The sequence below is a fragment of the Xanthobacter nonsaccharivorans genome (genome assembly GCF_043194755.2).
Lineage (GTDB): Bacteria > Pseudomonadota > Alphaproteobacteria > Rhizobiales > Xanthobacteraceae > Xanthobacter > Xanthobacter autotrophicus_G.
Map to the genome: position 1 here is coordinate 3,113,090 of NZ_CM195526.1, position 25,818 is coordinate 3,138,907.

The window sequence follows — 25,818 nt, forward strand, 5'->3', positions numbered from 1 at the left end:
GTGGCACCTTGCCAGACGCGGCGCCGCCAGCCAGCATCCCCCATCATCGCGGGCCTCGGGCGGGCCGCTCCCGAACGGCGATTCACGCCGGGCGGAGCGGCAGCGCGCGCGGCCGAGCCGGGACGGAGAGCCAGATGGCGGGATTGACCGAGACGTTGCAGCAGGTGGACACGGGGCTCGACGCCTCCCTGGAGCGGCTGTTCGCCTTCCTCGCCATCCCCTCCATCTCCACCGATCCCGCCTATGCGGATGCCTGCAAGGCGGCGGCGGCGCTCGCGGCCGAGACCCTCACCGGGCTGGGCTTCACCGCCACGGTGCACCCCACCGCCGGCCATCCGGTGGTGGTCGCCCGCACCGATACGGGCGCGGCGCGGCGCGTGCTGTTCTACGGCCATTACGACGTGCAGCCGGTGGACCCGCTGGAGCTGTGGGAGACGCCGCCCTTCGCGCCGCGATTCGGCGCGACGCCGGACGGACGGCGCACCATCGTCGCCCGCGGCGCCTGCGACGACAAGGGACAGGTGTTTACCTTCCTGGAGGCGCTGCGCGCCATCAAGGCCACGCAGGGCGCCCTGCCGGTGGACGTGACCGTGCTGCTGGAGGGCGAGGAGGAGTGCGGCTCCCCCAACCTCCCCGGCTTCCTCGCCGCCCATGCGGAGGACCTCAAGGCCGACGTCGCCCTTGTGTGCGACACCGGCATGTGGGACCCCAAGACCCCCTCCATCACCACCTCCCTGCGCGGGATCCTGCATGCCGAGCTGACCATCGAGGCGGCGGACCGGGACCTGCATTCCGGCCTGTTCGGAGGCGCCGCGCGCAACCCCATCCACGTGCTCTCCCGCATCATCGGCGAGGCGCATGACGAAAACGGCCGGGTGACGCTGCCCGGCTTCTATGACGACGTGGTGGAGCCGCCGGCCGAGGTGCGCGCGCGCTGGGAGGGCCTCGGCCTCACGGCGGAGACCTTCCTCGGCCCCGTGGGCCTGTCCATCTCCGCCGGCGAGGGCGACCGCCTGGTGATCGAGCAGGTCCAGTCGCGCCCCACCTTCGAGGTGAACGGCATGTTCGGCGGCTATACGGGCGCCGGCACCAAGACGGTGATCGCCTCCCGCGCCACCGCCAAGATCTCCTTCCGCCTGGTGGCGGACCAGGACCCGGAGAAGATCCGCTTGAGCTTCGAGGCCTTCGTGGCCCCGCGCGTGCCGGCGGATTGCAAGGCCGTCTTCTCCTGGGGCGAGGGGGCGCGCGCCTTCCTCGTCCCCGCCGACAGCCCGGACCTGACCCGCGCCGCCGCCGCGCTGGAGGCGGAATGGGGCGTCGCCCCCGTCACCATCGGCTCGGGCGGCTCCATTCCGGTGGTGGGGCAGTTCAAGACGCGGCTCGGCGTGGACACCCTGCTGATCGGCTTCGGCCTCGACGACGACCGGGTGCATTCGCCGAACGAGAAATACGACCTCACCTCGTTCCACAAGGGCACGCGCAGCTGGGTGCGGATTCTCGAGGCCCTGGCCTGATGGCGTAACGTCATTCCGCTTCGGTACTTTTTTGCGTCGCGCAATCATGTCAGGAAGGCGCAGCAGCGTCCCGAGTTGGAGCGCCCCCGTGAGCATGATCGCCCCCTTGAGCAAGATCGACACTGAAGGCCTGCTGTCCGCCTGGCGGTTCGACGGCAAGGGCAGCGCGGTCCGCATGACGCCGGACGAGGCCCTTTCCGCCCATGCGGCGGACCGGTCGGCGGAAGGCGGCTTCATCTGGCTGCATTTCCGCCACCTGCCCCGCGCGCCGCAGACCTATCTGCGGCAAACGGCCGGTCTCGACCCGAACGTTCAGGAATCCATGCTGGAGGACCAGTGCCGGCCGCGCTGCGCCATGTTCGTGGACGGCGCCCTGCTCTCCCTGCGTGGCATCAACCTGCAGAGGAACGCCCTGCCGGAGGAGCTGGTGACCATCCACCTGTGGGTGGATGCGCGGCGCATCATCTCCGTCCAGCACGATTTCCTCTCCTCCATCGCCGACTTCGAGGACGCGCTGGTCCGCGGCCGTTGCCCGCGCGCCCAGGGAGAGTTCGTCGCCGAGCTTTCCATGCGGCTGGTGGAGCGGGTGGACGCGGTGGTGAACACGCTGATCGAGGATGCCGACGAGCTGGAGGATGCGGTGCTCACCACCGACTCTTCCGAGCTGCTGCCGAAGCTCGCGGTGCTGCGCCGCGTCGCCATCAAGCTGCGCCGGCACATCGCCCCCCAGCGGGAGGCGCTGAACCATTTCGCCTTGGAGGACGACCCCTGGATGGGGCCCAAGGACCGAAACCGCCTGCGCGACGCCGCCGACCGCGTCGCCCGCTTCTCGGAGGAACTGGACAGCGTGCGCGAGCGCGCCGCCGTCATCCGCGAGCAGATGGTGGACACACGCGCCGAGCAGATGAACAAGTCCATGCTGGTGCTCGCGGTGGTCACGGTGGTGTTCGCGCCCATGACGCTCATCTCCGGCATGTTCGGCATGAACGTGGGCGGCATTCCCGGCAACACCGATCCCGAAGCCTTCTGGGCGCTGGCCTTTGCCATGCTGGTGCTGGGCTTCATCCTGCTCTGGCTGTTCCGCCGCATGAAATGGATCTGACAGCCCTCCGGGGCGGACGTTACGGAAACGTCGTCGGCCTGTCGCGGCCATGTCGCCGAACCCGCTGCAGGTGAAGCGCGCATCGGACCTTCAGGAGGTGTCCCCGTGCGCACGCTGAAATCGTTTACCCTTGCGCTGCTCGCCGGCGCCGCGCTCGTTCTTCCCGCCGTCGCCCAGGACAAGACCCAGACCGAAAAGACCGCGGCCGCCCCGTCCGAGGGCGCCGCCTTCCCGGCGGTGCTCGCTGGCCATGTGGTGCTGCCGGCCGCCAGCTTCGTGCCTGCCCCGGCGGATGCGCCGGCGGCCCTGAAGACCAGCGGCAAGTTCACCGCCGCCGACCGCGTCCGCAACGACGTCGTGGGCAGCGTGAAGGGCGTCAGCGTCCTCTCCAACAAGGCGGCCCCGCGCGAGACCGGCCTTTCCCTCCCCTTCGAGGGGCAGGCGGTGCAGGGCTTCTCCGGCATCGTCTCCGAGGGCGACGGCCGGTTCTGGGTGCTGACCGACAACGGCTTCGGCTCCAAGGCCAATTCGCCGGACGCCATGCTGATGGCCCACCGCCTGAAGATGGACTTCAAGGACGGCAAGATCGAGCGCCTCGGCACCATCTTCCTGCATGATCCGGACCGGAAGGTGCCCTACGCCATCGCCATGGAGGGCACCGAGAAGCGCTACCTGACCGGCGCCGACTTCGACCTCGAATCCATCCAGGTGGTGGGCGACAGCATCTGGTTCGGCGAGGAGTTCGGCCCGTTCCTCATCGAGACCGACCTCGACGGCAAGGTGAAGGCGGTGTTCGAGACCCAGGTGGACGGCAAGCCGGTCCGCTCGCCCGACCATCCGGCCCTGAGCCTGCCCGGCGCGCCGGACGGCAAGGTGGCGTTCAACGCCTATCGCTCCAAGGGCTTCGAGGGCATGGCCCTCTCCCCGGACAAGACCAAGCTCTACGCCCTGCTGGAAGGCCCGCTGTTCGATGCGGCCACCGGCGGCAAGGAGAAGGTGGGCGACAGCGAGGTGCTGCGCATCGCCGAGTTCGACATCGCCAAGCGCGACTGGACCGGCCGCAGCTGGAAGTATCCCCTCGCCCAGGCCGGCAACGCCATCGGCGACTTCAACATGGTGGACGACACCCACGGCCTCATCATCGAGCGGGACGACCGCGAAGGCTCCCGGTTCAAGGCGTGCGAGGCCGGCAAGGTGGAGCCCACCTGCTTCGACAAGCCGGCCCAGTTCAAGCGCGTGTACAAGGTGGAGTTCTCGCCCGAGACCGCCGGCCAGCTGGCGCGCAAGGTCGGCTACATCGACCTGCTGAACATCAAGGACCCCAACGGCAAGGCCAAGCAGGGCGGCACCGAGGGCGCGCTGGACATGCCCTTCTTCACCATCGAGGACGTGGTGATGGTGAGCCCGACCCAGATCGTGGTGGGCAACGACAACAACCTGCCCTATTCCGCCGGCCGCGCGCCGCAGAAGAATGACGACAACGAGTTCGTGCTGCTGGACGTGGCCGAGTTCCTGAAGGCCAAGTGAGGCGAGAGCGTTTCCCTGTTTCATGGAATCGGGGAAACGCTCCCTCTCCTGGTGCGGACGCGTTTTCTTCAGGCAAGCCGCTTTCTGCTTCCCTTGGGAACGCTCCGGGGCGCCCCACTCGGGCGATGCAAAGAAAAAGGCCGGGCGTTGCGCCCGGCCTTTCCGTTTTGGGATGCGGCCTTGTCCGGCTCACTGTCCTTCGGCGAACACGCTCGGGAAGGGGCGGCCGCGCACGTCGTAGACGGTGGCGTAGGTGACGCCGTCGCGCTCGATCTTCACCAGGGTCGGCGCCTTCACCTCGGCGCAGTAGAACTCGCCGAGCATCAGATAGAAGTCGGCATTCTTGCTGTCGTAGGTGGTCTCGTAGCGCGGGCCCAGCTCGGCGGCGGCGGCGAAATGCGGGCCGCACACGGCCACCCGCAGCTTGCGGCCCTGCGGCAGGCTCCAGCGGTGCTTCTCCACGTATTCGTCCAGCTCGGCGGCCGCCTGCTTGAAGGCGAGGCCCCAGTAATCGAGCATGAACAGGCTGTCTGCCCCGCGGGTGCCGCCCACGAAATTATTGTAATAGGTATATTCGTAGGGATGAAGGGTGCGGAATTCCTTCGCCGGCAGGGCGAAGCCCACGAGGATCGCGGCAGCGACCGCACCGCGGGCGAGGCGCGGCATGCGCTGCGCCCGCTCCCAGATCCAGGCCGCCGCGAAGCCGCCGAGCAGGGACAACGCCGGCGTGATGAACACGAAATGGCGGATGCCGTTGTAGACCACCGGCCGGGCGACGACCGTGAGCATGATGGGGAAGAAGGCCGCGGTGACGATGAGCACCAGCCGCGCGCGCTTGGCCGGCGCCTCCTTGCCGAAGAAGACCGTGACGACGGCGCCCGCCGCCCCGGACAGCACGAGCCCCAGGAAGATCTCCGGCATCTGCACGGAGAACAGCAGCGGCACATAGATGCGCGGCATGTCCGGCACCATGATGGCGCGTCCGTCGAACATCTCGCGCCAGGGCACTTCCCAGAACACGGAATAATACTTCAGCGCCATGAGGGGATTGAGCGGCTCGGCCACGCCCCAGGGCCAGGCGATACCCATGACGAAATAGGCGAGCGGCCCTCCCAAGGCGAGCAGGCCGCAGAAGCGCAGGGTGCGCTTGGCCGCATCCTTCAAGCCGAGCTGGAAGGACTCGGCCACCAGCACGAAGCCGATGGCCGCGACGATATAGACCCCGGTCATGAGGCCCATCACCCGCGTGCCCACCGAAAGGCCGAGGCACAGGCCGAACAGGGTCACCGTGCGGGGCGTGGGGTTCGGGAATTCATCGAAGGCGCGGACCGTGGCGTAGATCAGGCCGGCGATGGAGACGGCGAAGGGCGCGTCCTTCGCGTTCATGAACATGTGCCCGAAGAAGAGCGGGCAGATCATCAGCAGGGCCATCGCGGCAAGGCCGCCCCAAGGCCCCGCCAGCCGGCGCCCGGTGCGCCAGACGATGAAGAAGCCGGCAAGACCCACCAGCGCGCCGAGGAGGCGGCGGATGTCGAACACGTCCACGAAGGGCAGCAGCTTCGCCAGCGTCGCGGCGATCAGGTCGAAGCCCCCGCCGTAATAATACAGGTTGACGAAGGAAAAGACCTTCCGCTGCGTCAGACCAGAGCTGAAATAGCTGTACAGCAGGTCGCCGTACTGGGAATGGGTGAAGTCATCCCACCCCAGGCCATAGTCGGAAAAGGTGAGGATGGCGATTGCTACAACCGCCGCAAGCAACGCGACGGCGCAGGCATCCGCAATCGTGCCCGGCCGACGTTCAAACTGCAGAACCGACATGGAAGGAGAACCCCAACGGAACACGCACCCTGCGCGCCCGCCGGACGAGGAGCCCTGGCCCCTCGTTGCCCCCATGGCAGATGGCATACCACCTTACCGCAGCCGGGGAGCGCGCGTCACAGATAAGGTCGTGTAGCCGAAGATCGCAACAAAATTATGCTGTGCGTCGCACAAATTCGGGCAGCATTGCTGTGGAATTGCGGCCGGCTCAACCTGAACGCTGGGAGATGTCCCACGGTTAGGACTTGGCGGGAGCCTTGGTTTTCCCCAGTGGAAAGGAATCGTATCGAAAGAAATTGCTTCCCCGGCGAAGCAACGCGCCGGCCCAGCCTGCTGGGAGGCTCCCCGGCGCCCGGAGGCGACGGGGAGCGGAAACTCACACAGCCTTGCTGTAGAGCTCGGCCACGTAGTCCCAGTTGACCAGATGGTCGACGAACGCCTTCAGATAATCGGGACGGCGGTTGCGGTAGTCGATGTAGTAGGAGTGCTCCCACACGTCGACGCCGAGAATGGGGGTGGCGCCGCTCACCAGCGGGCTTTCGCCGTTGGCGGTCTTGGCAACGATCAGCTTGCCGTCCTTGAGAGCGAGCCACGCCCAGCCGGAGCCGAACTGGCCGACGCCGGCGGCGATGAAGTCTTCCTTGAACTTCTCGACCGAGCCGAGGTCCTCGATGATCTTCTTCTCGAGCTCGCCGGGGATGGCGCCGCCGCCGTTGGGCTTCATCCAGTTCCAGAAATGCAGGTGGTTGTAGTGCTGGCCTGCATTGTTGAAGAGGGGAGCGTTCTTGCCGAACGAGCCCTTGACGATCTCCTCCAGGGATTTCCCTTCAAATTCAGTTCCCTTTAGGAGATTGTTGCCATTGTTGACGTACGCGAGATGGTGCTTGTCGTGGTGGTATTCCAGCGTCTCGCGCGACATGTACGGCGCCAGAGCGTCATAGGCATAGGGCAGGTCGGGCAGCGTGAAGGACATGAAACATCTCCGCAATCTATCCGGCATCATGCTCGGGGCGAAATCGGTGCCCCGGAGCGCACCGGGTATACGACATGTCCGAGCAACGACCTAGATAGGGCGGCCTTCGCCTTCAAACAACCTTGATACCGCCGATTTTCCCGGCGACAGCCGGACAGGGTTCCCGGATCCGAAGGGTCCGCAAGCGGGCAAGTGGGGTGACGAGATGTGGTGGTTCCTGGTCCTTCTCGGCGTGCTGATCGCGCTTGCCGGCCTCGCGGTGATCGCGCTCGGCGTATCCATTTTCGTGACCACCTTCGGCAACACGCTCATTACCACGGGCGCGGTGGCCGCGTCGGGCGGGTTCGTGATTACCGCCATGGGCCTCGTGCTGCGGCAGCTGGAGCGGCTGACCGACCGCATCGAGCATATGGAGCACGACGCCACCGGCAGCCGTGAGGCGCACGAGGAGGAAGCCCTGCCCGCCCCGGCACCCCTGCCCGCCCCCGCGCCGCGCCTCGCCGCCCGCCCCGCGGCGCCGCGCCTGTCGGTTCAGGAGCCGGCGCACGAGGCCGACGAGGATGGCACCGAGGAGGAACCGGTGCACGCACCGGAGCGCGAGCGCGCCCCTGCCGCCCGTCCGGCGCCGCTGCCATCCGCGTTCGAGCCCGCCCCGGATGCGCCCGATCCCATGCTGGAGGCGCGTCGCCAGCGCCTCGAACGACGCGCGGAGCCCGCCGCCCCACGCCAGGCCCCGGCCGCGCCGGCTCCCGTCGTCCCGCCCCGCCCGGCCCGCACCACCGGCTACGAGCCGCCGGCGCGCCCGGCCCGCCCCGAACCCGCTGCCCCGGCCCCCGCGGCGCCGCCGCCCCCCCGGGCGGCCGAGCCGGAGGAGCCGCGCATCCTCAAGTCCGGCATCGTCGGCGGCATGGCCTACACCCTCTATTCCGACGGCTCGATCCAGGCGGACTTGCCGGACGGCGTGGTGCGCTTCGCCTCCCTGCAGGAGCTGCGGGACCACGTCTCCCAGTCTCATTCAGAGCGCTGAGGCCGCTCCGGCGGCCACGCCTTCGGCATCGCACAACGGCCGGGCACGCGCGGCCGCGACCCCGCAAAGTCCTGCCGAACCCTTAATGACCCTGCGTTCGCCGACAGGGCTGCCTTGCATTCTTTGCGGTACTGCCCAGCGGCGACGCACATTATCTTCCCTCCAGATGCTGCACCGCGGCATTCCCTGCGCCCCCGGATCGGCAGAGCCGTCCGGCCGTCAGGCATCCGCCTCCCGTCCGCGGGATGCGGCAAGAGGAGAAGACGGAAATGTTCGCGCTTCAGACCCTTTGGGTGTCCCTTCAGAAGGTGTTCGCCGGCGAGATCCTGCGCCGCCGCGTGATGGATGAGCTCGGCTCCCTCAGCGACCGCGACCTGGCGGACATCGGCATCAGCCGCTCCGACATCGCGCGCGTGGCCCGCGAGGCTGCCGCCGTCGAGGTGAAGGCCGGCGCCGTTACCAAGGCCCCTCGCCCCAACCGCCTCACCGGCTCGGCCCTGCCGGTCTGAGGACCTTTCCGGGGCGGAGGCATCAGCCTCCGTCCCCTCGATACGGTTTCGCGCCATCGCTCCGCGCGGAATATGCCGGTTGGGCTCGCCCCGGCCGGAACCTTGCTCCGCCGACAGGGCCCGCCGGCTTCGCCGCGGCTCGCGGGAGCGGGCTTCAGGAACGACGCCGGTTGATGGGTCGTCGCAAGATGCCGCTACGTAATCATTGTCGGCCCTGGCGCGAGCGCACCTCGAAACACCCCTAAATACCTCCCAAACAGTCATTGATACAGACGCGAAACGTAATTCGTGGCTGTAAATCGGCATTTGGCCGCGCGCGCTTCACGATTTGTCCACGAACGGCGATGATGATGTTCATCAAATCGTCCTCAATCGTGGAAAGCGCCGTCGTGAAGCCCCTCCTGATCGTCTCCGGAATCCTGGCCGTTGGCGCCGTTGGTGCCGGCCTTGCGCTCGGTCCGGTGCTGTCGTCTCCCAAGGAGGACGGCCCCGCCACCACGCAATCCATTGCCAAGCCTGCGTCTGCGGCCGCCGCCGCGGCCAGCGCCCAGGCGGCGGCAGCGGCTGCCGCGATGGCGCAGCCCGTGGCCGCGCCTGCGCCGGCCCCGACGCCGAATATTACCCCGCGCAAGAACTATACCTACAAGTCCTTTGAGGTGGAGGGCTCTTACGTCGCCCTCACGTTCGACGACGGTCCGAACCCCGAGACCACGCCCAAGCTGCTCGCTATCCTGCGCGAGCGCGGCGTGAAGGCCACCTTCTTCGTGCTCGGCAACATGGTGGCCAAGCACCCCGAGGTGCTGAAGATGATCTCCGACGAGGGCCACGAGATCGGCAGCCATTCCTGGAGCCATCCGCAGCTCACCCGCATCAGCCAGGCGTCGGTGGACAAGGAGCTGGGCAACACCTCCGAGGCCATCTTCCAGGTCACCGGCAAGAAGCCGATCTACCTGCGCCCGCCCTACGGCTCCATGAAGCCGAGCCTGCGCACCTATATCGAGGACAAGTACGCCCTCACCACCGTCAACTGGTCCGTGGACCCGAACGACTGGCGCGATCGCGACACCGAGAAGGTTTACAACGCCATCATGGGTCAGGTGAAGCCGGGCGCCATCGTGCTGTCGCACGACATCTACCCGACCACGGTCGCCGCCATCCCGCGCGTGATCGATGAGCTCACCGCCAAGGGCTACAAGTTCGCGACCCTGTCGCAGATGATCGCCATGGACAAGACGAAGCCGGTGACGCTCGCCTCCCTGCAGCCGAAGCCGGGCCAGAAGAAGCCGCAGAAGCCGGGCGCCAAGCCCGATGCGGCGGCCAAGCCCGGCGCCTCCACCGCCAAGCCGGCGCAGAAGCCCGCGGCCAGCACCGGTGCCGCCCAGCGCAGCGCCAGCGTCTACTGAACCTGTCCTATCCCGTTCCTGCGGCGCCCCGGCCCCCGGCCCGGGCGCCGCATGCGTTTCAAACCCCGAGGACAGCCGGGGCAAAGATCGAAACGATTTGATCGCCGCCCCGATGGCCCCTACAACAGGGCAAACGCGGAAACCGGATCCGAGCCGATCGGACAATCCGTCTCCAGCTCCAAAAAGCAAGTGCGCGGCCCGGCCGGCTGGCAGTGCCTCCCGACCGGCGCATGCGCCAGGGGAGGAAGCCCATGAACACCACCGGGGAAACGCCAGCCACCGCCCCCCTCACCGCCGCGGTCGTGGGGCTGGGCTCCATGGGTTACGGCATGGCCATGTCGCTGCTGCGCGCCGGCATCGCGGTGACGGGATGCGACGTGAATGCCAACACCGTCGCCCGTTTCGCCGCCGAGGGCGGCAAGGGCGCCGCCTCGCCCGCCGAGGCGGCGCGCGGCGCCCATATGGCGGTGAGCGTGGTGGTGAATGCCGCGCAGACCGAGGCCATCCTGTTCGGCCCCGGCGGCGTGGCCGAGACCCTGCCGGAGGGCGCCGTCTTCATCTCCTCCGCCACCATGGACCCGGACATCGCCCGCGCCCTCGCCGCCCGGCTGGAGGCCACCGGCCGGCACTATCTCGATGCCCCCATCTCCGGCGGCGCCCAGCGCGCGGCGGAAGGGGCGCTGACCATCCTTGCCTCGGGCAGCCCGCAGGCCTTCGCCGCAGCCAGGCCCGCCCTCGATGCCATGGCGGCCAAGCTCTATGCGCTGGGAGACGCGCCCGGCCAGGGCGCCGCCTTCAAGATGATCAACCAGCTGCTCGCCGGCGTGCACATCGCCGCCGCCAGCGAGGCCATGGCCTTCGCCGCGCGGCAGGGGCTGGACATCCGCAAGGTGTACGAGGTCATCACCGCCTCCGCCGGCAACAGCTGGATGTTCGAGAACCGCATGCCCCACGTGCTCAACGGCGACTATGCACCGCGAAGCGCGGTGGACATCTTCGTGAAGGACCTCGGCATCATCCAGGACATGGCGCGCAACGCCAAGTTCCCGGTGCCGGTCTCCGCCGCGGCGCTGCAAATGTTCCTGGCCACCTCCGCCGCCGGCATGGGCGGCGACGACGACGCTTCCGTCGCCCGCCTCTACGCCCAGATCACCCGCACCAAGCTGCCGGGGACGTGACGGCGCCCGCCCCGCGCTCTACAGCGGCTCGGGAATCTGCTTGAAAAGCCCGGCCGGCTTTTTTTGACGCGGGGACGTCAATCCCGGACCGTCACGGCCGGCCCTGACGGCGCTTTCGGGAGACGTGGGGGGTAAGGACTTCCGAAGCAGGCTCTTCAGCGCGCGATCCCACCGGCGCGTGCTCCGGCGCATGTTCAAGCGACGCGGGCACCGGTGCGCGTAAAGAAAATGCGTTGGATCAATACGCTAGTGCCTTTCCCCGATTCCGAGAAACGGGGAAAGGCTTTAGGCTCGGCTGACGGCAGAGGCCCCCTCCGGCCGTCGTTACATATCGTCACCATTCGTCACGAGCCCGGAAAGGCGCCGTAACGCGCCCCGGCGAAGGTTGGCCCGAGCCGGCGCCTCCTTCGGCGGCGGAACCGGCACCCAATCGAGGAGACCTTGATGTTCCACGCTGCGCGCACCGCCTTGCTGGCCCTTCCCGTCCTCGCCCTCGGCCTTGTTCCCGGCGCTCCGGCGCTGGCCCAGGCGCAGGCTCCGGCTGTGTCCGTCGACCAGCTCAAGGCCCTGCGCACCGCCTGTGAGGCCGACGTGAAGAAGCTCTGCGCCGGCATCCAGCCGGGCGGTGGGCGCATCGTGCAGTGCCTCAAGGACCATCGGCAGGAGGTGAGCCCGCCCTGCCAGGCCAGCATCGGCGCCCTGGTCGCCAGCCAGCGCACCAAGCAATAGGCGGTTCCGGCCGGGGCCGGCGCATCCCGCTCCAAGGCGAAGCCTTTCAGGTCACCGCCATCAGGCTCGCATTGCCGCCGGCCGCCGCCGTGTTGACGGAGAGGGCCACCTCCTCCAGCAGGAAGGGGGCGGGATAGGCGAACGGGTTCGCCGCGATCTCCTCCGGCGTCGCCGCATGCACCGGCACCACCGGGCCGGGCAGCGCGGCGATGCGGCGGACGGCCCTGGTCAGCTCCGCCCCCTCCCCTTCCACCAGCGCCGCGGCGAACGGTTCCGTCCCCCGCCTGCGCCGGATGCGGGCGGTGAGCGCCGGCGGAAGCCCGGCGATGGTCGCGAGGAGCGGCTCCGGCGCCTCCACCACCCCGTGGTTTCCGGTGGCGAGCATGGCGCCGATCTGGCGCATCAGGCCGGCTCGCGTGCACGGCATCAGCAGCAGGGCGCCGCGCGGGTGCAGGGCATAGGTGTTGCGCTCCCCCACCGGGCCGGGCAGCTCCAGCGACAGGCCGAGGGGCACGCGGGCCGCGAAGGCCGAGACCGCCGCCGCATCCTCCTTCCGCCCCTGCGCCACGAGCCAGTCCGCGAAGGCCGCCGCAGCGGGATCGGCGGCGCCGGGACCGGGATCGAACGCCGGCCCCGTCACCAGCCGGCCGAGATAGAGCGGCCCGCCCGCCTTGGGCCCGGTGCCGGAGAGCCCGCGCCCGCCGAAGGGCTGCACCCCCACCACCGCGCCGATCATGTTGCGGTTCACATAGAGATTGCCCGCCGCCACCGCCCGCGTCACCTGCACGATGGTCTCGTCGAGCCGGGTGTGCAGGCCGAACGTGAGGCCGTAGCCCGTGGCGTTGATGGCCGCAAGCAGCGGCCTCAGCTCCCGCCGCCTCCAGCGCAGCACGTGCAGCACCGGGCCGAACACCTCGCGGTCGAGATCGGCCATGGAGGAGATTTCGATGAGCGTCGGCGCCACGAAGGTGCCGCGCGCCGCCTCCGGCGGCAGCGGCAGGCGGTGGACCTTGCAGCCCTTTGCCGCCATGGCCGCCACGTGCGCTTCGATGCCGGCCCTGGCCTCGGCGGTGATGACGGGGCCCACATCCACCGCGAGGCGGTCCGTGCGCCCCAGTTCCAGCTCGGCCATGGCGCCCTTCAACATGGCGAGCATGCCGTCCGCCACCTCCTCCTGCAGGCAGAGCACGCGCAACGCCGAGCAGCGCTGGCCGGCGCTGTCGAAAGCGGAGGCGAGCACATCCCCCACCACCTGCTCCGCCAGCGCGGAGCTGTCGACGATCATGGCATTCTGCCCGCCGGTCTCGGCGATGAACGGCACCGGCCGGCCCAAAGGGGTCAGCCGCCCGGCAAGCCCGCCGGCGATGGCCCGCGCCACCTCGGTGGAGCCGGTGAACATCACCCCCGCCACGTCCGGCGCCCCCACCAATGCCGCGCCCACCGCGCCATCGCCGGGAAGCAGCAGGAGCACATCCGCCGGGATGCCCGCCGCGTGGAGCAGGCGCACCGCCTCGGCGGCGACCAGGGGGGTCTCCTCCGCCGGCTTGGCGAGCACCGCATTGCCCGCCGCCAGCGCCGCCGCCACCTGGCCCGTGAAGATGGCGAGCGGGAAATTCCAGGGGCTGATGCAGGCCACCGGGCCGAGCGGCCGGTGCGCCGGGGTGAGGCGCGCGGCGGCTTCGTCCGCATAATAGCGCAGGAAGTCCACCGCCTCGCGCACCTCCGCCACCGCATTGGCGGCGGACTTGCCCGCCTCCCGCATGATGAGGCCGAGGAGACGGGGCCTCTCCCGCTCCATGAGGTCGGCGGCGGCGCGCAAAAGGGCGGCCCGCGCCTCGACCGTCCGCGCCGCCCAGCCGGGCGCGGCGGCGCGGGCGACGGCGGCGGCGTGGGCCACATCCTGCGGCCGCGCGTCCCGCGCCTCGCCCACCACGTCCGAAAGATCGGCCGGGTTGCGCACCAGGCGCGGCGCGGTGCCGCCCGTGGCAGGCGCCGCCTGCCAGCGGATGTCGGCGCCCTGGCGCAGGGTCTCGCCCAGCTCCCGCAGCACCGCGTCGCTCGCAAGGTCCAGCCCTGCGGAATTCACCCGCCGGCCATAGAGCGCCCGGGGCGCGGCGATGGCCTCATTCGGCGCGCCGGAGTCCGGCATGGCGGCCGCCGCCTCGGCCGGGTCCGCGATCAGCTCGGACACAGGCACGTCCGCATCGGCGAGGCGATGGACGAAGGAAGAATTGGCGCCGTTCTCCAGCAGGCGCCGCACCAGATAGGCGAGCAGCGTCTCGTGGGTGCCCACGGGCGCGTAGATGCGGCAGGGGCGCTTCAGCGGGCCCACCACCTGCGCATAGAGCGGCTCGCCCATGCCGTGGAGGCACTGGAACTCGAAATCCCCCTCCCGGAAGTCCGGCCCCGCAAGCTCGAGGAGGGTGGCGAGCGTCTGCGCATTGTGGGTGGCGAATTGGGGAAACACCCGCGCGCGCGCCGCCAGCAGCCGGCGGGCGCAGGCGATGTAGGACACGTCCGTATGCAGCTTGCGGGTGAAGACAGGGAAATCCGCCATCCCGTCCACCTGGGCACGCTTGATCTCGGCGTCCCAATAGGCCCCCTTCACGAGGCGCACCATGATGCGGCGCGCGGTGCGGCCGGCGAGATCGACGATGAAGTCGATCACCTGCGCACATCTCCTGCCATAGGCCTGCACCGCGAAGCCGAGGCCATCCCAGCCGGCGAGGCGCGGATCGGCGGCGAGCTGCTCCAGCACGTCGAGGGACAGCTCAAGCCGGTCCTGCTCCTCGGCATCGATGTTGAAGCCCATGTCGTGGGCCTTGGCCTCCAGAGCCAGCGCGGCAAGCCGCGGCAGCAGCTCCGCCCGTACCCGCTCGGCCTTGGCGCGGGCATAGCGCGGATGCAGCGCCGAGAGCTTCACGGAAATCCCCGCCCCCCTGTAGACGCCCCGCCCCGCCGACGCCGTGCCGATGGCGGCGATCGCCGCGCGGTAGGCGGCGAAGTAGCGCTCCGCATCGGCCGCCGTCATGGCCGCCTCGCCCAGCATGTCGAAGGAATAAAGGAAGCCCTCCGCCTCCCGCCCGCGGGCGCGGGCGAGCGCCTCGCCGATGGTGCGGCCCATGACGAATTCGGACCCCATCAGGGCGATGGCGAGGTCCACCGCATGGCGGATCACCGGCTCGCCGCAGCGCGCCACGACGCGCGCGAGCGCCGAGGACAGGCGCCCGTCGTCCGCCGTGGCTGTGAGCCTGCCGGTGAGGGCGAGGCCCCAGGTGGCGGCATTCACGAACAGCGAGCGCCCCGCGCCCAGATGCGCCATCCAATCGCCATGGCCGACCTTGTCGCGGATCAGGGCATCGCGGGTGGCGGTGTCGGGGATGCGCAGCAGCGCCTCCGCAAGGCACATGAGCGCCACGCCCTCGTGGGAGGAGAGCGCATATTCCTGTACCAGAGCCTCCACCACCGAGCCGCGCGGCCTGGCCCGCAGGCGGGCGACGAGATCCCGCGCCCGCCCCGCGATGGCCGCGCGCGTTTCCGCCGGCAGGCGGGCCTCGGCGAGAAGACCGGCCACGCAGTCGCGCTCCGGCCGGCGGTGGGCGGCGGAGATCCGCTCACGCAACACGCTGCACGATCCCGGTGCCGGGGCGAAGCGGGTGAACAGCGCGGGGGTGTCCATGGCGTTCTCTCCCTCTCGCGGGCCGGTGGAGCGGCACGGCCCGGCGGGGTCTGTCCCGACGGCCATGATAATGCCGCGCGCGGGCGAGCGGGCTTTTGAATGCCGGCTGCGCTTTTCCGGCCCGGACCGTCCGGACCCGGGCAACATGGCGGCGACGGGCCGGGTCACGTGTTGCATTGCACGCGCTCTGCGCCTTCACTGGCGTTCGAGAGTTCCGGAGCCGCGCCGTGCCGATTCCCGCCCCTGCCCCCGCCGTGCTGACCACGCCGCTGTTGCGCTTCCTTGAGGAAACGCGCACCGCCTTCGCCCCGCTCGACGCCGGCGAGGTGGCCTCCTACATCCCGGAGCTGGGCAAGGCGGATGCGGACCATTTCGGCATCGCCGTGGCCACCACCGACGGCCATGTCTACGAGACCGGGGATACGCAGATCCCCTTCACCATCCAGTCCATCTCCAAGGCCGTGGTGTTCGCGCTGGCCCTCGACCTCCTGGGGGCGGAGAAGGTGGAGGCCACCATCGGCGTGGAGCCGAGCGGTGAGGCGTTCAACTCCATTCGCCTGCGCGCGGACAACAAGCCCTTCAACGCCATGGTGAATGCCGGCGCCATCGCCTGCTGCGGGCTGATCGCCGATGCGGCGGGGGACGAGGCGTTCGAGTTGATCCGCTCGACCCTCGGCCGCTTTGCCGGCCGCGCGCTGGAGGTGGACGATGCCGTGTTCCAGTCCGAGCGGCTCACCGGCGACCGCAACCGGGCCATCGCCTATCTGCTGCGCACCTATGGCGGCGTGCGCGGCGACGTGGACCATGTGCTCGACGTCTATTTCCGCCAGTGCTCGCTGCTCGTCACCGCCCGCGACCTCGCGGTGATGGGGGCGAGCTTCGCCAACCACGGGGTCAACCCCGTGACCGGGGAGACCGTGGTCTCCAATTATGCGGTGGCGCGCACCCTGGCGGTGATGAGCTCGTCCGGCATGTACGACTTCGCCGGCGAGTGGATCTACCGCGTGGGCGTGCCGGCGAAGAGCGGGGTCGGCGGCGGCATCCTGGCGGCGCTGCCCTCCCAGCTGGGCCTCGGCATCTTCTCGCCGCGGCTCGACGTGCACGGCAATTCGGTGCGCGGCATCCGCACCTGCGAGGCCATCTCCGAGGCCTTCGACCTGCACATGCTTTCCCGCCAGGACGATGTGCGCACCTCCATCGTCGCCGACTATGATTTCCGGACCGTGCCCGCGAAGCCCGGCCGCCAGCCCCATGCGCGGGAGATCCTGAAGGCCCGCTCCGCCGCCATCCGGGTGCTGGAGCTGGCCGGCAAGCTCTCGTTCGCCACCATGGATTATGTGACGCGACGCCTCACCGATCCGGCGGGCGTGCCGGAATTCCTCATTCTCAACCTGCACCGCGTCTCCACCATCACCGATGCGGGGCTCCGGCTGCTCACCGGCCTCCTGCGCAGCCAGCTGCCGCCCACCACCACCGCGGTGATCGCCGGCGTGGAGAGCACCTCGCCGGTGGCGCCGCAGCTGAAGGCGCTGAAGGACCAGGGCGTGCGCGTGCGCATCTTCCCCACCTACGACGCTGCGGTGGAATGGGCGGAGGACCAGATCGTCTACCGCCACGGCGGTTTCTCGCAGGTGGGGGTGGAGGCCGACCTGACCCGCCAGGCCCTGCTCGAGGGGCTCTCCACCGAGGACCTTTCCGCCCTCTCCCGCCTCGGCACGCGGGTGGCGTTCGATGCCGGCACGCGCATCATCAGCGCCAGCGAGCCGCCCGAGAAGGTCTATTTCCTGCTGCGCGGCATGGTGAGCGCCCGGGCCGCGACCGGCACGCGGCTCGCCACCCTCATCCCCGGCATGGCCTTCGGCGAGCTGGCGCTGATCGACGAGCCGCGCTCCGCCGACATCTTCGCGGAGACGGAGGCCGTGTGCCTCGAAGTGGGCATGGAGCAGTTCCGCGCCTTCGCCGAGAGCCATCCGCGGGCGGCCGACCGCATCATCCGCAACCTCGCGGTGCTGCTCGCGGCCCGCATCCGCATGGCCACCGCCCGCATCGAGATGCTCACCGGCTGAGACAAGCGGGCGCGCGACGACGCGCCACACGAAACGCTTTACAACCCGCCGCACCGCTCGCACTCTTCCTGGAAAGACGAGACCCCGAATGGGGCTCTTCAGGGAGCACGCCATGGCGGACATCATCGAACACCCGACGGGGATCGCACCGGCCGTGCCGGCCCTGCGCCCCGTCACCTATGCGGACGTGAAGGCCTCGTTTCAGGACGGCATCGCCGACTTCGTGCGGGCGCCGGCCTTCGGCCTCTTCTTCGGCGCCATCTATGCCTTGGGCGGCCTTCTCCTCCTCGCCTGCGTCTTCTCGCTGGATCTCGGCTACCTGGGCTATCCCCTGTTCGCGGGGTCGGTGCTCATCGGCCCGTTCGTGGCGGCCGGGCTCTATGAGGTGAGCCGAGAGCTGGAGGCGGGGCGCACCCCCACCTGGCGCGGGGTATTTTCCACCGTGTTCGACCAGCGCAAGCGGGAGCTGGGATGGATGGCCTTCGTGTCCATCTTCGCTTTCATCATCTGGATGTATCAGGTGCGGCTGCTGCTGGCGCTGTTCCTGGGCTTCGCCTCCTTCGCAAGCCTTCAGGAATTCGTGCGCGTGCTCACCACCACCTCGGACGGGCTGAGCTTCCTGGCCGTCGGCCATGTGGTGGGGGCGGCGCTAGCGCTTGGCCTGTTCTCCATTTCCGTCATCTCCTTCCCGCTCCTCATGGACCGGGACGTGGATGTGGTGACGGCCATGATCACCTCGGTGCAGGCGGTGCTGCTGAGCCCGGGGCCGATGATCACCTTCGGTGCCAGCGTGGTGGCGCTCATCTTCATCGGCGCGGCGCCCGCCTTCCTCGGCCTGATCCTGGTGCTGCCGGTGCTCGGCCACGCCACTTGGCACCTCTATCGCCGCGCCACCCGCCCGGCCTGATCCGGCGCCTGGCGCGGTTCCCTGCGCAAAACCGCGGCACACGGTTGCGGGGATGGCCTACCTGCGGCCGGCCGGCGCCTTCGGAATCCTGCGACGGGCACGCGGGGTTGCCGGCTTCACGCCCGCCTTGGGCTTCGGCGCTGCCACCTTGCCGGCGGCAGGCTTCGTTGCCGCGGGCTTCATCGCAGCGGCCTTCGTTGCGGCGGCCTTCGTTGCGGCGGGTCTGGCTGCCACCGGCTTTGCGAGGGGAGACTTCGCCGTCGGTGCCTTGACCGCTGACGGCCTCGCGGTGCCGGGCTTCCCGGAACCGGCTTTGGCCGCCTTCAGGGGGAGCTTCGCACCGGCGGGCTTGCCCGACGCCGGCTTCGCCGCCACCGCCCTGCGCCCCTTCACCCCGCTGGCAGCGGGATCCGTCCCGAACGACGGCGGGACCGCCTGCGGCGCCTCATCCGGCGCGGGGGCCGGGATGTCCTTTGCCTTGCCCTTGCCGGCCTTCGCCTTCGGAACGGGCGCCGCCTTCTTCGCCTTCACGGCAAGGGCGGCCGCCTGCCCCTGCGGCTCCGACACCTCAACGGGCGGTGCCTTCTTCTCCGCCTTGGCGCCTTTCGCCGGCTTGGTCCTCTTTTCCTGCTTGCCGCTCTCGGCGCCCGGGTCCTTGACCTTCGTGCCCTTGAGCTTCTCGTCCTTCGTCCCCTTCGCCTTGGTCGACTTGCGCGCCTTCTCGGCGGCGGCGCCCTCTGCCGGCGCGTCGCCGGGCTTGTCCTTGGACGCCTTCGCCTTGGGCGGCCTGGCCGCGAACGCCCCGGCGGGCGCCTCCGCACGGTGCTCGTCCCCGGCCGCGACCGGCGCGGGCGCGTCCCCGAGCGCGCCCTTCTTCACCGCCTCCTTGGCGGGCTCCTTCCTGGCGGGCTTCTCCTTTTGCGCCTTCTCCTCGGCGGCGCGCAGCTTGGCTTCATGCTTGCGGGCCATCATGTCGCCGAAGGAGCTGATGAGCTGGGCGAGCTCTTCCTCCTGCACCGCGCCGGCAGCACTGTCCACGGAGAACCAGAACCCGTGGCGCTGGAAGCGCTCGGGCCATTTCTGCAGCAGGCGCTTCACCTTGAGCGGGAACACCAGCACGTCGCACAGCACCGAACGCGTGCCGAGGCGCTTCTCGTAGGTGTACATGCCGAGGGGCTCGCGGGAGATGACTCCCATGAGCCCGGCTTCCTCATAGCATTCGCGCGCCGCCGCTTTCGGCGGGGAAAGGCCCTTCATGGGCCAACCCTTGGGAATCACCCAGCGCCGCGTCTCGCGGGAGGTGATGAGCCGGATCTGCACCTCGCCGTCGCGCCGGACCCGATAGGGCAAGGCGGCATACTGCACCCGCCGCCCGGAATGCCCGCCGGCCATCGGCATCGCTGGAGAACCCGATGAAGGCGACATGGGCTTTCCCGCGGCAAGGCCCGTTGGCCCGGCGCACCGGCTTCCGCATCACAGGCGGCAGCCGGCACGATTCGCCCAGGCAACAAGGTGAATCGGACAACCGGATTGATTTACCATAGAGCACAAGCCCCGCAACCCGCGACGTCCGCCCGCGGGAGGCTCCATCACTGCGGTTCCACCTCGTAGACGATCACGGTGCGGGCGCGCACGTCGATCTCGCCCGCCTCCACCGGCACCGGCGCGCGCGAGGCGGCATCGGCCTTCATCATCATCATCGGCGGGGGCAGCACGGGCCCGCCCAGGCTCTCCGGCTGGATGGAATTGATGCGCGTGAGCCTCAGCCCGGCCGCTCCGGCGAGGGCCTTGGCCTGCTCCATCGCCTCCTTCACCGAGGCGAGGCGCGCCTCCCGCTCCAGCGCCGGCAGGTCGGACAAGGAGAAGGACAGGCCCGAGGCCTGGTTCGCGCCGGACTGCATCACCTTGTCGAGCAGCGGCCCGAGCGTATCGAGCTGGCGCACGGTGATGCGGACCTGATTGCGCACCTCGAACCCGGTGAGCTTGGGCGGCTCGCGGTTGCCCTGGGAATAGGCATATTGCGGCTGGACCGAGAAGTTGGCGGTGGCGATGTCCTTGGAGGCGATGCCCGCGCCCTTCAGCGTCTCGATCACCGCGGTGACTGCCTTGGAATTGGCGGCGAGCGCCTCGTCGGCGGACTTGGCGCTGGTCACCGTGCCCGTGGTCAGCACCGCCATGTCCGGCGCGGCGGAAACCTTGGCCTCGCCCACCACCGTCAGCGTCGCCGCAGCCGCCGGAACCGAGAGGACCATGACCGAGGTCAGGGCTGCGGCCAGCACCGGGCCAAGCGAATGAGACGGGCGAAACGACAGGCGCATATTCTTCTCCCTGAAACCGATGGCGGGAGACGACGCTGCGATAACGGCGCCATTGCGGCGAGAGGCGTGGACGACACGCCGGGATTGTGGATGCCCCGGTTGTTCCCGGCTGGCGAGATTGCTAGAGCTTGAACCTTCCAGCGCCGCGGGCCACGCCCCGCCGCCGGGGCCTGTAGCTCAATGGTTAGAGCTGACCGCTCATAACGGTCTGGTTGGGGGTTCGAGTCCCTCCGGGCCCACCATCTTCTCAATCGCTTATGGACGAAATGCGATCTGCCCAAGGGTCGCGCTGAACCCGTGCACGCGGCGGATGGCCCGCAATAAGCTTGAAGCGTGCGGAAGAGCGAGACGAAGGTCAAAGGCGACGAGCTGCGGGTATGGATGGACACCGCTCGGCCCGGCGATGACTGGTGCTGGGATCTCCAGCTGTTCGATTCTCCCGAGCCGGATGCCGTCTGCGACACCGGAGAGATTGGCGATCTCCAGCGAAGGCCGGTCTTCATCCAACGCACCGGGCTCTTCATTTAAGGATGAGCGGCGACGCTCTCCTTGTGATGCGATAAACCGCGGCAGGCGGGGCATTCAGCAGCGCTCGGCCCATGAGCGTCGCGCGCAGGCCGAGGCGGTCGAGAATGGGGCGGGGCACCGGGCAGCGCGGCCCGTAGGTGAATTGGTAAAACGCGCCGCCTGGACGCAGCTGGCGGAAGGCCCCATCGAGAATGGCAATCACCTTGCGTGGTGAAAAGCTCAGAAGGGGCAAGCCGCTGACCACGGCGCCGACGGACTGTTGAGCCGCGAAGGCGACGGTCCTGAGCCGCGCCGCATCCATCCACAGGACGCGCGCATCGGGAAAGCGCAGTTGCAGCAGGCGCGCGAAATCTGAGCCGAATTCCACCAGGGTGAGGTCCGCTTCGGCTATGCCCCGGTCAAGGAGCTTGGCGGTGAAGACCCCGGTGCCAGGGCCGAGCTCGATCACCGGCCCGGTTTCCGGGACGATGTCGCGGGTGATCAGATCCGCCAACGCGTTTCCGGACGGCGCGATGGCCCCGACGCGCAGGGGCTCGGCGGCCCAGGAGCGAAGAAACGTCAGAATGTCGCTTTGCATCTCGTCACCCGAATGGATCGCGGAAGGCCGTCCCGCACCGCCTCACAGCGATGCGATCCGATGTTCGGGCGCGCGGCCCTGTGCGGCGCTCGACACGTCCTCCCATGCCTCCCAGGTGGCGAGACGGGCGGCGTAGGCGGTCCGCGCGACCTTAAGCCCCTCGGTGCCGAGGAACAGGCGCAGCGGCGGCGCGTCGGCATCGACGACGGCCAGCACGGCCGGGACGGTGGCGTTGGGATCGCCGAACGCCATCTGCGCACCGGCCGCGAAGACCTGCCGGCGCAGCTCGGCGTAGATATCGAGACCGGGCGTGATCTGGAGCGAGGTGGCGCTGGCGAAGTCCGTCGCATAGGCGCCCGGCTCCAGCAGAGTCACCTTGATGCCGAACGGCGCCACTTCCGGAGCGAGGGCCTCGTGCATCGCCTCCACCGCCCATTTCGACATGTTGTAGGCCCCGGAAATCGGGTGGGCGACGAGGCCGGCGACGCTGGAGACGCTGAGGATATGCCCGCGCCTCTGCGCCCGCAGATAGGGCAATGCCGCCTGGATGACCCGCAGCATGCCGAACACGTTGGTGTCGAGCTCGGCGCGCAGGTCCCTCTCGTCCACCTCCTCGATGGCGCCGACCAGCGCGTAGCCGGCATTGTTGAGGACCACGTCGAGCCGGCCAAAATGCCGGTGCGCGGCGGCAACCACCGGATAGACCGCATCGGCGTCGGTGACGTCGAGCCGCAGGGGCAGCATGGCGTCACCATGGCGTGCGGCGAGGTCGGAGAGCGCGGTGATGTCACGCGCCGTGGCGACCACCTTGTCGCCGCGGGCGAGCGCCGCCTCGGCCCAGATGCGGCCGAAGCCGCGCGACGCGCCGGTGATGAACCAGATCTTCTCTGCCATGGAGGCCTCCTCGGGACGTTGTGACCCTTGGAGGATGGCAGCCGAGGCTCCGCGCGGCAGTGACGCAGGGCGCCAACGCTCTGGCGGAACGCGCCAATTCCGGCGCCCTTCAATGTGTCCAGGTCGTCGGGCTCTTGCTGTCCACGCCACCCAAGCCCTTGCGCTCGCGCCACTCGCCCGGCGTCACCCCCTCCCAGTCTCGGAAGGCGCGATAGAACGAGCTCGCATCCTGATAGCCGAGCAGGCAGGCCACCTCGTCGATGTCGGTCGAAGGATCCGACAGCAGCTGGCGGCCGAGTTCCTGCCGCGCCTCGACGAGCAGTTCCCGAAAGGTGGTCCGCTCCTCGGTGATGCGCCGCTGCAGGGTGCGCTCGCTCATGCCGAGGTTCTGGGCGACATCGGCCAGCTCCGGCCGCCCGCTCGCGAGGCTCCGCTTCAGCACCATCTTCACCTGCGCGCCGACGGAACTGTGCGCCTCCAGCTCCTGCAGGGCGGAGGCGAGCGCCGGCGTCAGGATCGCCAGCAGCTCGGGATTGTGGCCGGGGAACGGGCGGTCGAGATCGGCCGGATCGAGCACCAGCGCGTTGCGCCGCGCCCCGAAGCGGATGGCGCAGCGGAAATAATCCGCATGAACCCCGTCGCCCGGATCAGGCCGGACGAGATCCACCCTCCGGGGGGTCACGGGCTGGCCGGTGCCGCGGCGGCCGAGCTCCACCAGCGAGGCGAAGGTGACGTCGGTGGCGATGGCGGGCTCCGGCCGGGTCGCGTGGAGCCAGGTGCTCGTCACCACCACGCCTTCCTTCGCTTCCGCCATATGGAGCTGCTCGGGCGTGCAGAGCCGCTTGAAGCGGGCGAGCCGCATCAGGCCGTCCCGGTAATCACGCGCATAGAAGGCGGCGAGGCTCGCCGGCGGATGGGCAGCGGTGTCGGCGCCGAGCACCAGGCGAATGCCCAGCGCCGGATCGTTCGCCAGCTGCGCCACCGCGTCCCAGAGCGCGAAGTACTGCTCGGTGGTGACCACCGCCTGCTCGTTGAGATGCAGCGTCGCCGGGAGCCGCGCCTGCCGCAGCACGGCGGCCGGCGGATAGCCCATGCGCTCGATCGCGCGCCAGAAGGCGGCCGGAACCTTGCAGCGATCGGCCGGCAGCGGGCTCATGGCCGGCCTCGCGTGGTCGGGGTTGCGCGGTTGGACTTCATTTCGTCTGGCTCATGATGATGCTGTCGAAGGTCCGGTCGCTCAGCCATTTGCGCATGCCGAGCAGCATCGCGGCATATTTGCCCGCGGCATAGCGCGTCTTCGGCTTGCGCGCCTTCACCGCCTTTGACACCACGTCGGCAATCACCGTGCCGGGGCTGCCGGTTCCCTTGCCATAGGTGTTGGCAATGGAATTGGCGACCGCCTGGGCGAGCTTGGCGTAGGGGCCCCCGGCCGAGCGCTTCAGGAGATTGGCCGAGGCGGCGTCGCCGAATCCGGTCTCGATCACGCCGGGCTCGACGATGACGACACGGATGCCAAACTGCGCGACCTCGAGGCGCAGGCAATCGGACCAGCCCTCCAGCGCGTGCTTCGTGGCGTGATACCACGCGCCGAGCACGGAATAGATCTTCCCGCCCATGGAGGTGATGTTGACGATGGTTCCCGAGCGCTGCGCGCGCATGGCGGGCAGGATCAGCTGGGTGAGCCGCGCGGCGCCGAACAGGTTCACCTCGAACTGGTAGCGGGCCTCGTCGAGGGGGATCTCCTCCACCGGGCCGTAGAGCCCGAAACCGGCATTGTTCACCAGCACGTCGACGGTGCCGCTCCGGCGCAGGATGGTGTCGACCGCCGCGTGGATATCGTCTTCTCGCGAGATGTCCAATCGCAGCAGCGTCGCCCCGAGTGTCTGCAAGTCTTCCATCTTCTCGACCTGCCGGGCGGCCGCATAGACGTGATATCCATCGCTCAATAGCCGCCTTGCGATCTCCTTGCCCATCCCGGAGGAGGCGCCTGTCACCAGAGCTGTTTTCTTGCGCGCGGTCATTTCTGCACCTCATGTCGCTCGGCGCGATACTAAGTGGAGCGACCGAACGGGAAATCACCAAAGACGCCACCGGACTGGCAGCTTGCGCCAAATGCCAAGATCAGCAAAGCACCGGCCGGCAGCGGCGGCTGGAACGCCTGGCTCCTCCCACGGAGCCAACATTCAGTCGATGAGCAGTCAATGGCGAGGTCTTGAAGGCGTGCCTGTCGCCCGGCCGCAAGTGTCCGGTTCGATACAAGGACCTTTGCCTTCGTCTCGCGGACCATGAGGACCGCATCCTCGCCCTGCCGGTCACTGGCCTTCCGGACGCAGCGATGCAGGCGCACATCCTTCCATGAGCACTGCCGCCCCCCTCCGGGCGGATGCTCGCGACCGGCTTGCCCGGCTCACACGCCGGACGCGGGACGACTTCGGAAGCTCCCGATGCTCTCCCTAAGGGGACCGAGTCCGTGCCGCCGCCACCAGAGTCCTGATAGCCCAGCGCTTCACCTCACGCGCCTCGGCATCATCGAGCTGCAAGACATCCTTGCACACGATCATGGCTTCGGGCCCGACGATCAGGGTGAGCGCATTCTTCAGCCTGTCGAGCGCCTTCGGGTCGAATGCGCCACGCGCGGGTTCCAGCGCGGCTTCGATCAACGGGGTGCGGCGGTTCTGGCGGGATGGCAGCTCACTCTCGTCAGCTCCCTTCGCCCGCCTCTCGATGGACTGTGCCAGCATGAGGCGGAGCGGAGCCTCATGGGCGAGGATCATGTCATGCAGGACCTGGTCGACGCGCTCGACGCGGGCCGCCGGATCGGCGGAACGGTCGTTGCCGAACAATTCCTCCGCCCCGGGGATCTCAATGTCCATGGAGGCTTCCAGAAGGAGCGCCTCGATGCTGGGGAAGTAGCGATAGGCTGTCGCCCGCGAGACCAATGCCTCCGCCGCGACGTCTTCCAGCGTCGGCTGGCGGCCCTGTTTCATCAGCCGGTTTGCGGCTTCGAGCAGGTCCTTGCGCGTCCGGCGCCGCTGGTTCGGCCGTATCGCCTTGCTTCCCTCGCTCACC

20 protein-coding genes and 1 tRNA gene are annotated in these 25,818 nt (G+C 69.2%); 11 read left to right on the top strand and 10 right to left on the bottom strand.

Going from position 1 to position 25,818, the window contains the following annotated elements:
• Positions 1-134: 134 nt before the first annotated feature.
• The 3 genes from V5F59_RS14335 to V5F59_RS14345 all read left to right on the top strand — a co-directional run bounded on the left by V5F59_RS14335 (position 135) and on the right by V5F59_RS14345 (position 4,143).
• The gene (locus tag V5F59_RS14335) at positions 135-1,514 is read left to right on the top strand and encodes a M20/M25/M40 family metallo-hydrolase (protein ID WP_393978498.1); all 1,380 of its coding nucleotides are present in this window, start codon (positions 135-137) and stop codon (positions 1,512-1,514) included.
• Positions 1,515-1,608: 94 nt separating this feature from the next.
• Entirely contained in the window at positions 1,609-2,616 is a 1,008-nt protein-coding gene (locus tag V5F59_RS14340) for a zinc transporter ZntB (RefSeq protein ID WP_393978624.1), read from the top strand.
• A gap of 135 nt (positions 2,617-2,751) precedes the next feature.
• Positions 2,752-4,143, top strand: coding sequence for an esterase-like activity of phytase family protein (locus tag V5F59_RS14345; RefSeq protein ID WP_393978626.1), 1,392 nt, complete (start codon positions 2,752-2,754; stop codon positions 4,141-4,143).
• A 189-nt stretch (positions 4,144-4,332) separates the two neighbouring features.
• On the opposite strand, the gene V5F59_RS14350 is transcribed toward V5F59_RS14345, so the two are convergent.
• Both V5F59_RS14350 and V5F59_RS14355 read right to left on the bottom strand, forming a co-directional pair.
• The gene (locus tag V5F59_RS14350; RefSeq protein ID WP_393978500.1) at positions 4,333-5,961 is read right to left on the bottom strand and encodes an ArnT family glycosyltransferase; all 1,629 of its coding nucleotides are present in this window, start codon (positions 5,959-5,961) and stop codon (positions 4,333-4,335) included.
• Positions 5,962-6,337: 376 nt separating this feature from the next.
• Positions 6,338-6,934 carry a superoxide dismutase gene (locus V5F59_RS14355; RefSeq protein WP_393978502.1) on the bottom strand — a complete coding sequence of 199 codons (597 nt, stop codon included), beginning with the start codon at positions 6,932-6,934 and terminating at the stop codon, positions 6,338-6,340.
• A 205-nt stretch (positions 6,935-7,139) separates the two neighbouring features.
• Here V5F59_RS14355 and V5F59_RS14360 point away from each other — a divergent pair, with 205 nt between their 5' ends.
• The 5 genes from V5F59_RS14360 to V5F59_RS14380 all read left to right on the top strand — a co-directional run bounded on the left by V5F59_RS14360 (position 7,140) and on the right by V5F59_RS14380 (position 11,780).
• Complete coding sequence (locus V5F59_RS14360; RefSeq protein WP_393978504.1) at positions 7,140-7,961, top strand: hypothetical protein; 822 nt, start codon at positions 7,140-7,142, stop codon at positions 7,959-7,961.
• A gap of 269 nt (positions 7,962-8,230) precedes the next feature.
• A complete protein-coding gene (locus V5F59_RS14365; RefSeq protein WP_393978506.1) occupies positions 8,231-8,470 on the top strand; it encodes a DUF1127 domain-containing protein in 240 nt (79 codons plus the stop codon).
• Between the two features lie 389 nt (positions 8,471-8,859).
• Complete coding sequence (locus V5F59_RS14370) at positions 8,860-9,873, top strand: polysaccharide deacetylase family protein (protein ID WP_393978508.1); 1,014 nt, start codon at positions 8,860-8,862, stop codon at positions 9,871-9,873.
• A gap of 251 nt (positions 9,874-10,124) precedes the next feature.
• Entirely contained in the window at positions 10,125-11,051 is a 927-nt protein-coding gene (ltnD, locus tag V5F59_RS14375) for an L-threonate dehydrogenase (protein ID WP_393978510.1), read from the top strand.
• 444 nt (positions 11,052-11,495) lie between these two features.
• Entirely contained in the window at positions 11,496-11,780 is a 285-nt protein-coding gene (locus V5F59_RS14380; protein WP_393978512.1) for a cysteine rich repeat-containing protein, read from the top strand.
• Positions 11,781-11,826: 46 nt separating this feature from the next.
• Here V5F59_RS14380 and putA read toward each other — a convergent pair whose 3' ends face one another.
• Positions 11,827-15,459, bottom strand: coding sequence for a bifunctional proline dehydrogenase/L-glutamate gamma-semialdehyde dehydrogenase PutA (gene putA / locus V5F59_RS14385; RefSeq protein ID WP_393978514.1), 3,633 nt, complete (start codon positions 15,457-15,459; stop codon positions 11,827-11,829).
• A 227-nt stretch (positions 15,460-15,686) separates the two neighbouring features.
• Between putA and glsA the strand changes: the two genes are divergently transcribed.
• Together glsA and V5F59_RS14395 are read left to right on the top strand one after the other, a co-directional pair.
• Positions 15,687-17,525, top strand: coding sequence for a glutaminase A (gene glsA, locus V5F59_RS14390; protein WP_393978516.1), 1,839 nt, complete (start codon positions 15,687-15,689; stop codon positions 17,523-17,525).
• A 112-nt stretch (positions 17,526-17,637) separates the two neighbouring features.
• Positions 17,638-18,432 (top strand): DUF2189 domain-containing protein, encoded by a 795-nt coding sequence (locus V5F59_RS14395; RefSeq protein ID WP_393978518.1) that lies wholly within the window; start codon positions 17,638-17,640, stop codon positions 18,430-18,432.
• 57 nt (positions 18,433-18,489) lie between these two features.
• Here the strand turns inward: V5F59_RS14395 and V5F59_RS14400 are convergent, their stop codons facing one another.
• Together V5F59_RS14400 and V5F59_RS14405 are read right to left on the bottom strand one after the other, a co-directional pair.
• Complete coding sequence (locus V5F59_RS14400) at positions 18,490-19,824, bottom strand: NUDIX hydrolase (protein WP_393978520.1); 1,335 nt, start codon at positions 19,822-19,824, stop codon at positions 18,490-18,492.
• A 197-nt stretch (positions 19,825-20,021) separates the two neighbouring features.
• On the bottom strand, positions 20,022-20,750 hold the full coding sequence (locus tag V5F59_RS14405; RefSeq protein ID WP_393978522.1) for an SIMPL domain-containing protein: 729 nt from the start codon (positions 20,748-20,750) through the stop codon (positions 20,022-20,024).
• A gap of 166 nt (positions 20,751-20,916) precedes the next feature.
• Between V5F59_RS14405 and V5F59_RS14410 the strand changes: the two genes are divergently transcribed.
• Positions 20,917-20,992, top strand: a tRNA-Ile gene (locus V5F59_RS14410).
• Positions 20,993-21,270: 278 nt separating this feature from the next.
• On the opposite strand, the gene V5F59_RS14415 is transcribed toward V5F59_RS14410, so the two are convergent.
• From V5F59_RS14415 to V5F59_RS14435, 5 genes are all read right to left on the bottom strand, one after another.
• Complete coding sequence (locus V5F59_RS14415) at positions 21,271-21,855, bottom strand: class I SAM-dependent methyltransferase (RefSeq protein ID WP_393978524.1); 585 nt, start codon at positions 21,853-21,855, stop codon at positions 21,271-21,273.
• 42 nt (positions 21,856-21,897) lie between these two features.
• Positions 21,898-22,749, bottom strand: coding sequence for an SDR family NAD(P)-dependent oxidoreductase (locus V5F59_RS14420; RefSeq protein WP_393978526.1), 852 nt, complete (start codon positions 22,747-22,749; stop codon positions 21,898-21,900).
• A 109-nt stretch (positions 22,750-22,858) separates the two neighbouring features.
• Positions 22,859-23,905: an AraC family transcriptional regulator gene (locus V5F59_RS14425; RefSeq protein WP_393978528.1), complete on the bottom strand. Its 1,047-nt coding sequence runs from the start codon at positions 23,903-23,905 to the stop codon at positions 22,859-22,861.
• A 37-nt stretch (positions 23,906-23,942) separates the two neighbouring features.
• Positions 23,943-24,770 (bottom strand): oxidoreductase, encoded by an 828-nt coding sequence (locus V5F59_RS14430; protein WP_393978530.1) that lies wholly within the window; start codon positions 24,768-24,770, stop codon positions 23,943-23,945.
• Positions 24,771-25,202: 432 nt separating this feature from the next.
• Positions 25,203-25,817, bottom strand: coding sequence for a TetR/AcrR family transcriptional regulator (locus V5F59_RS14435; RefSeq protein ID WP_393978532.1), 615 nt, complete (start codon positions 25,815-25,817; stop codon positions 25,203-25,205).
• Position 25,818 lies beyond the last annotated feature (1 nt).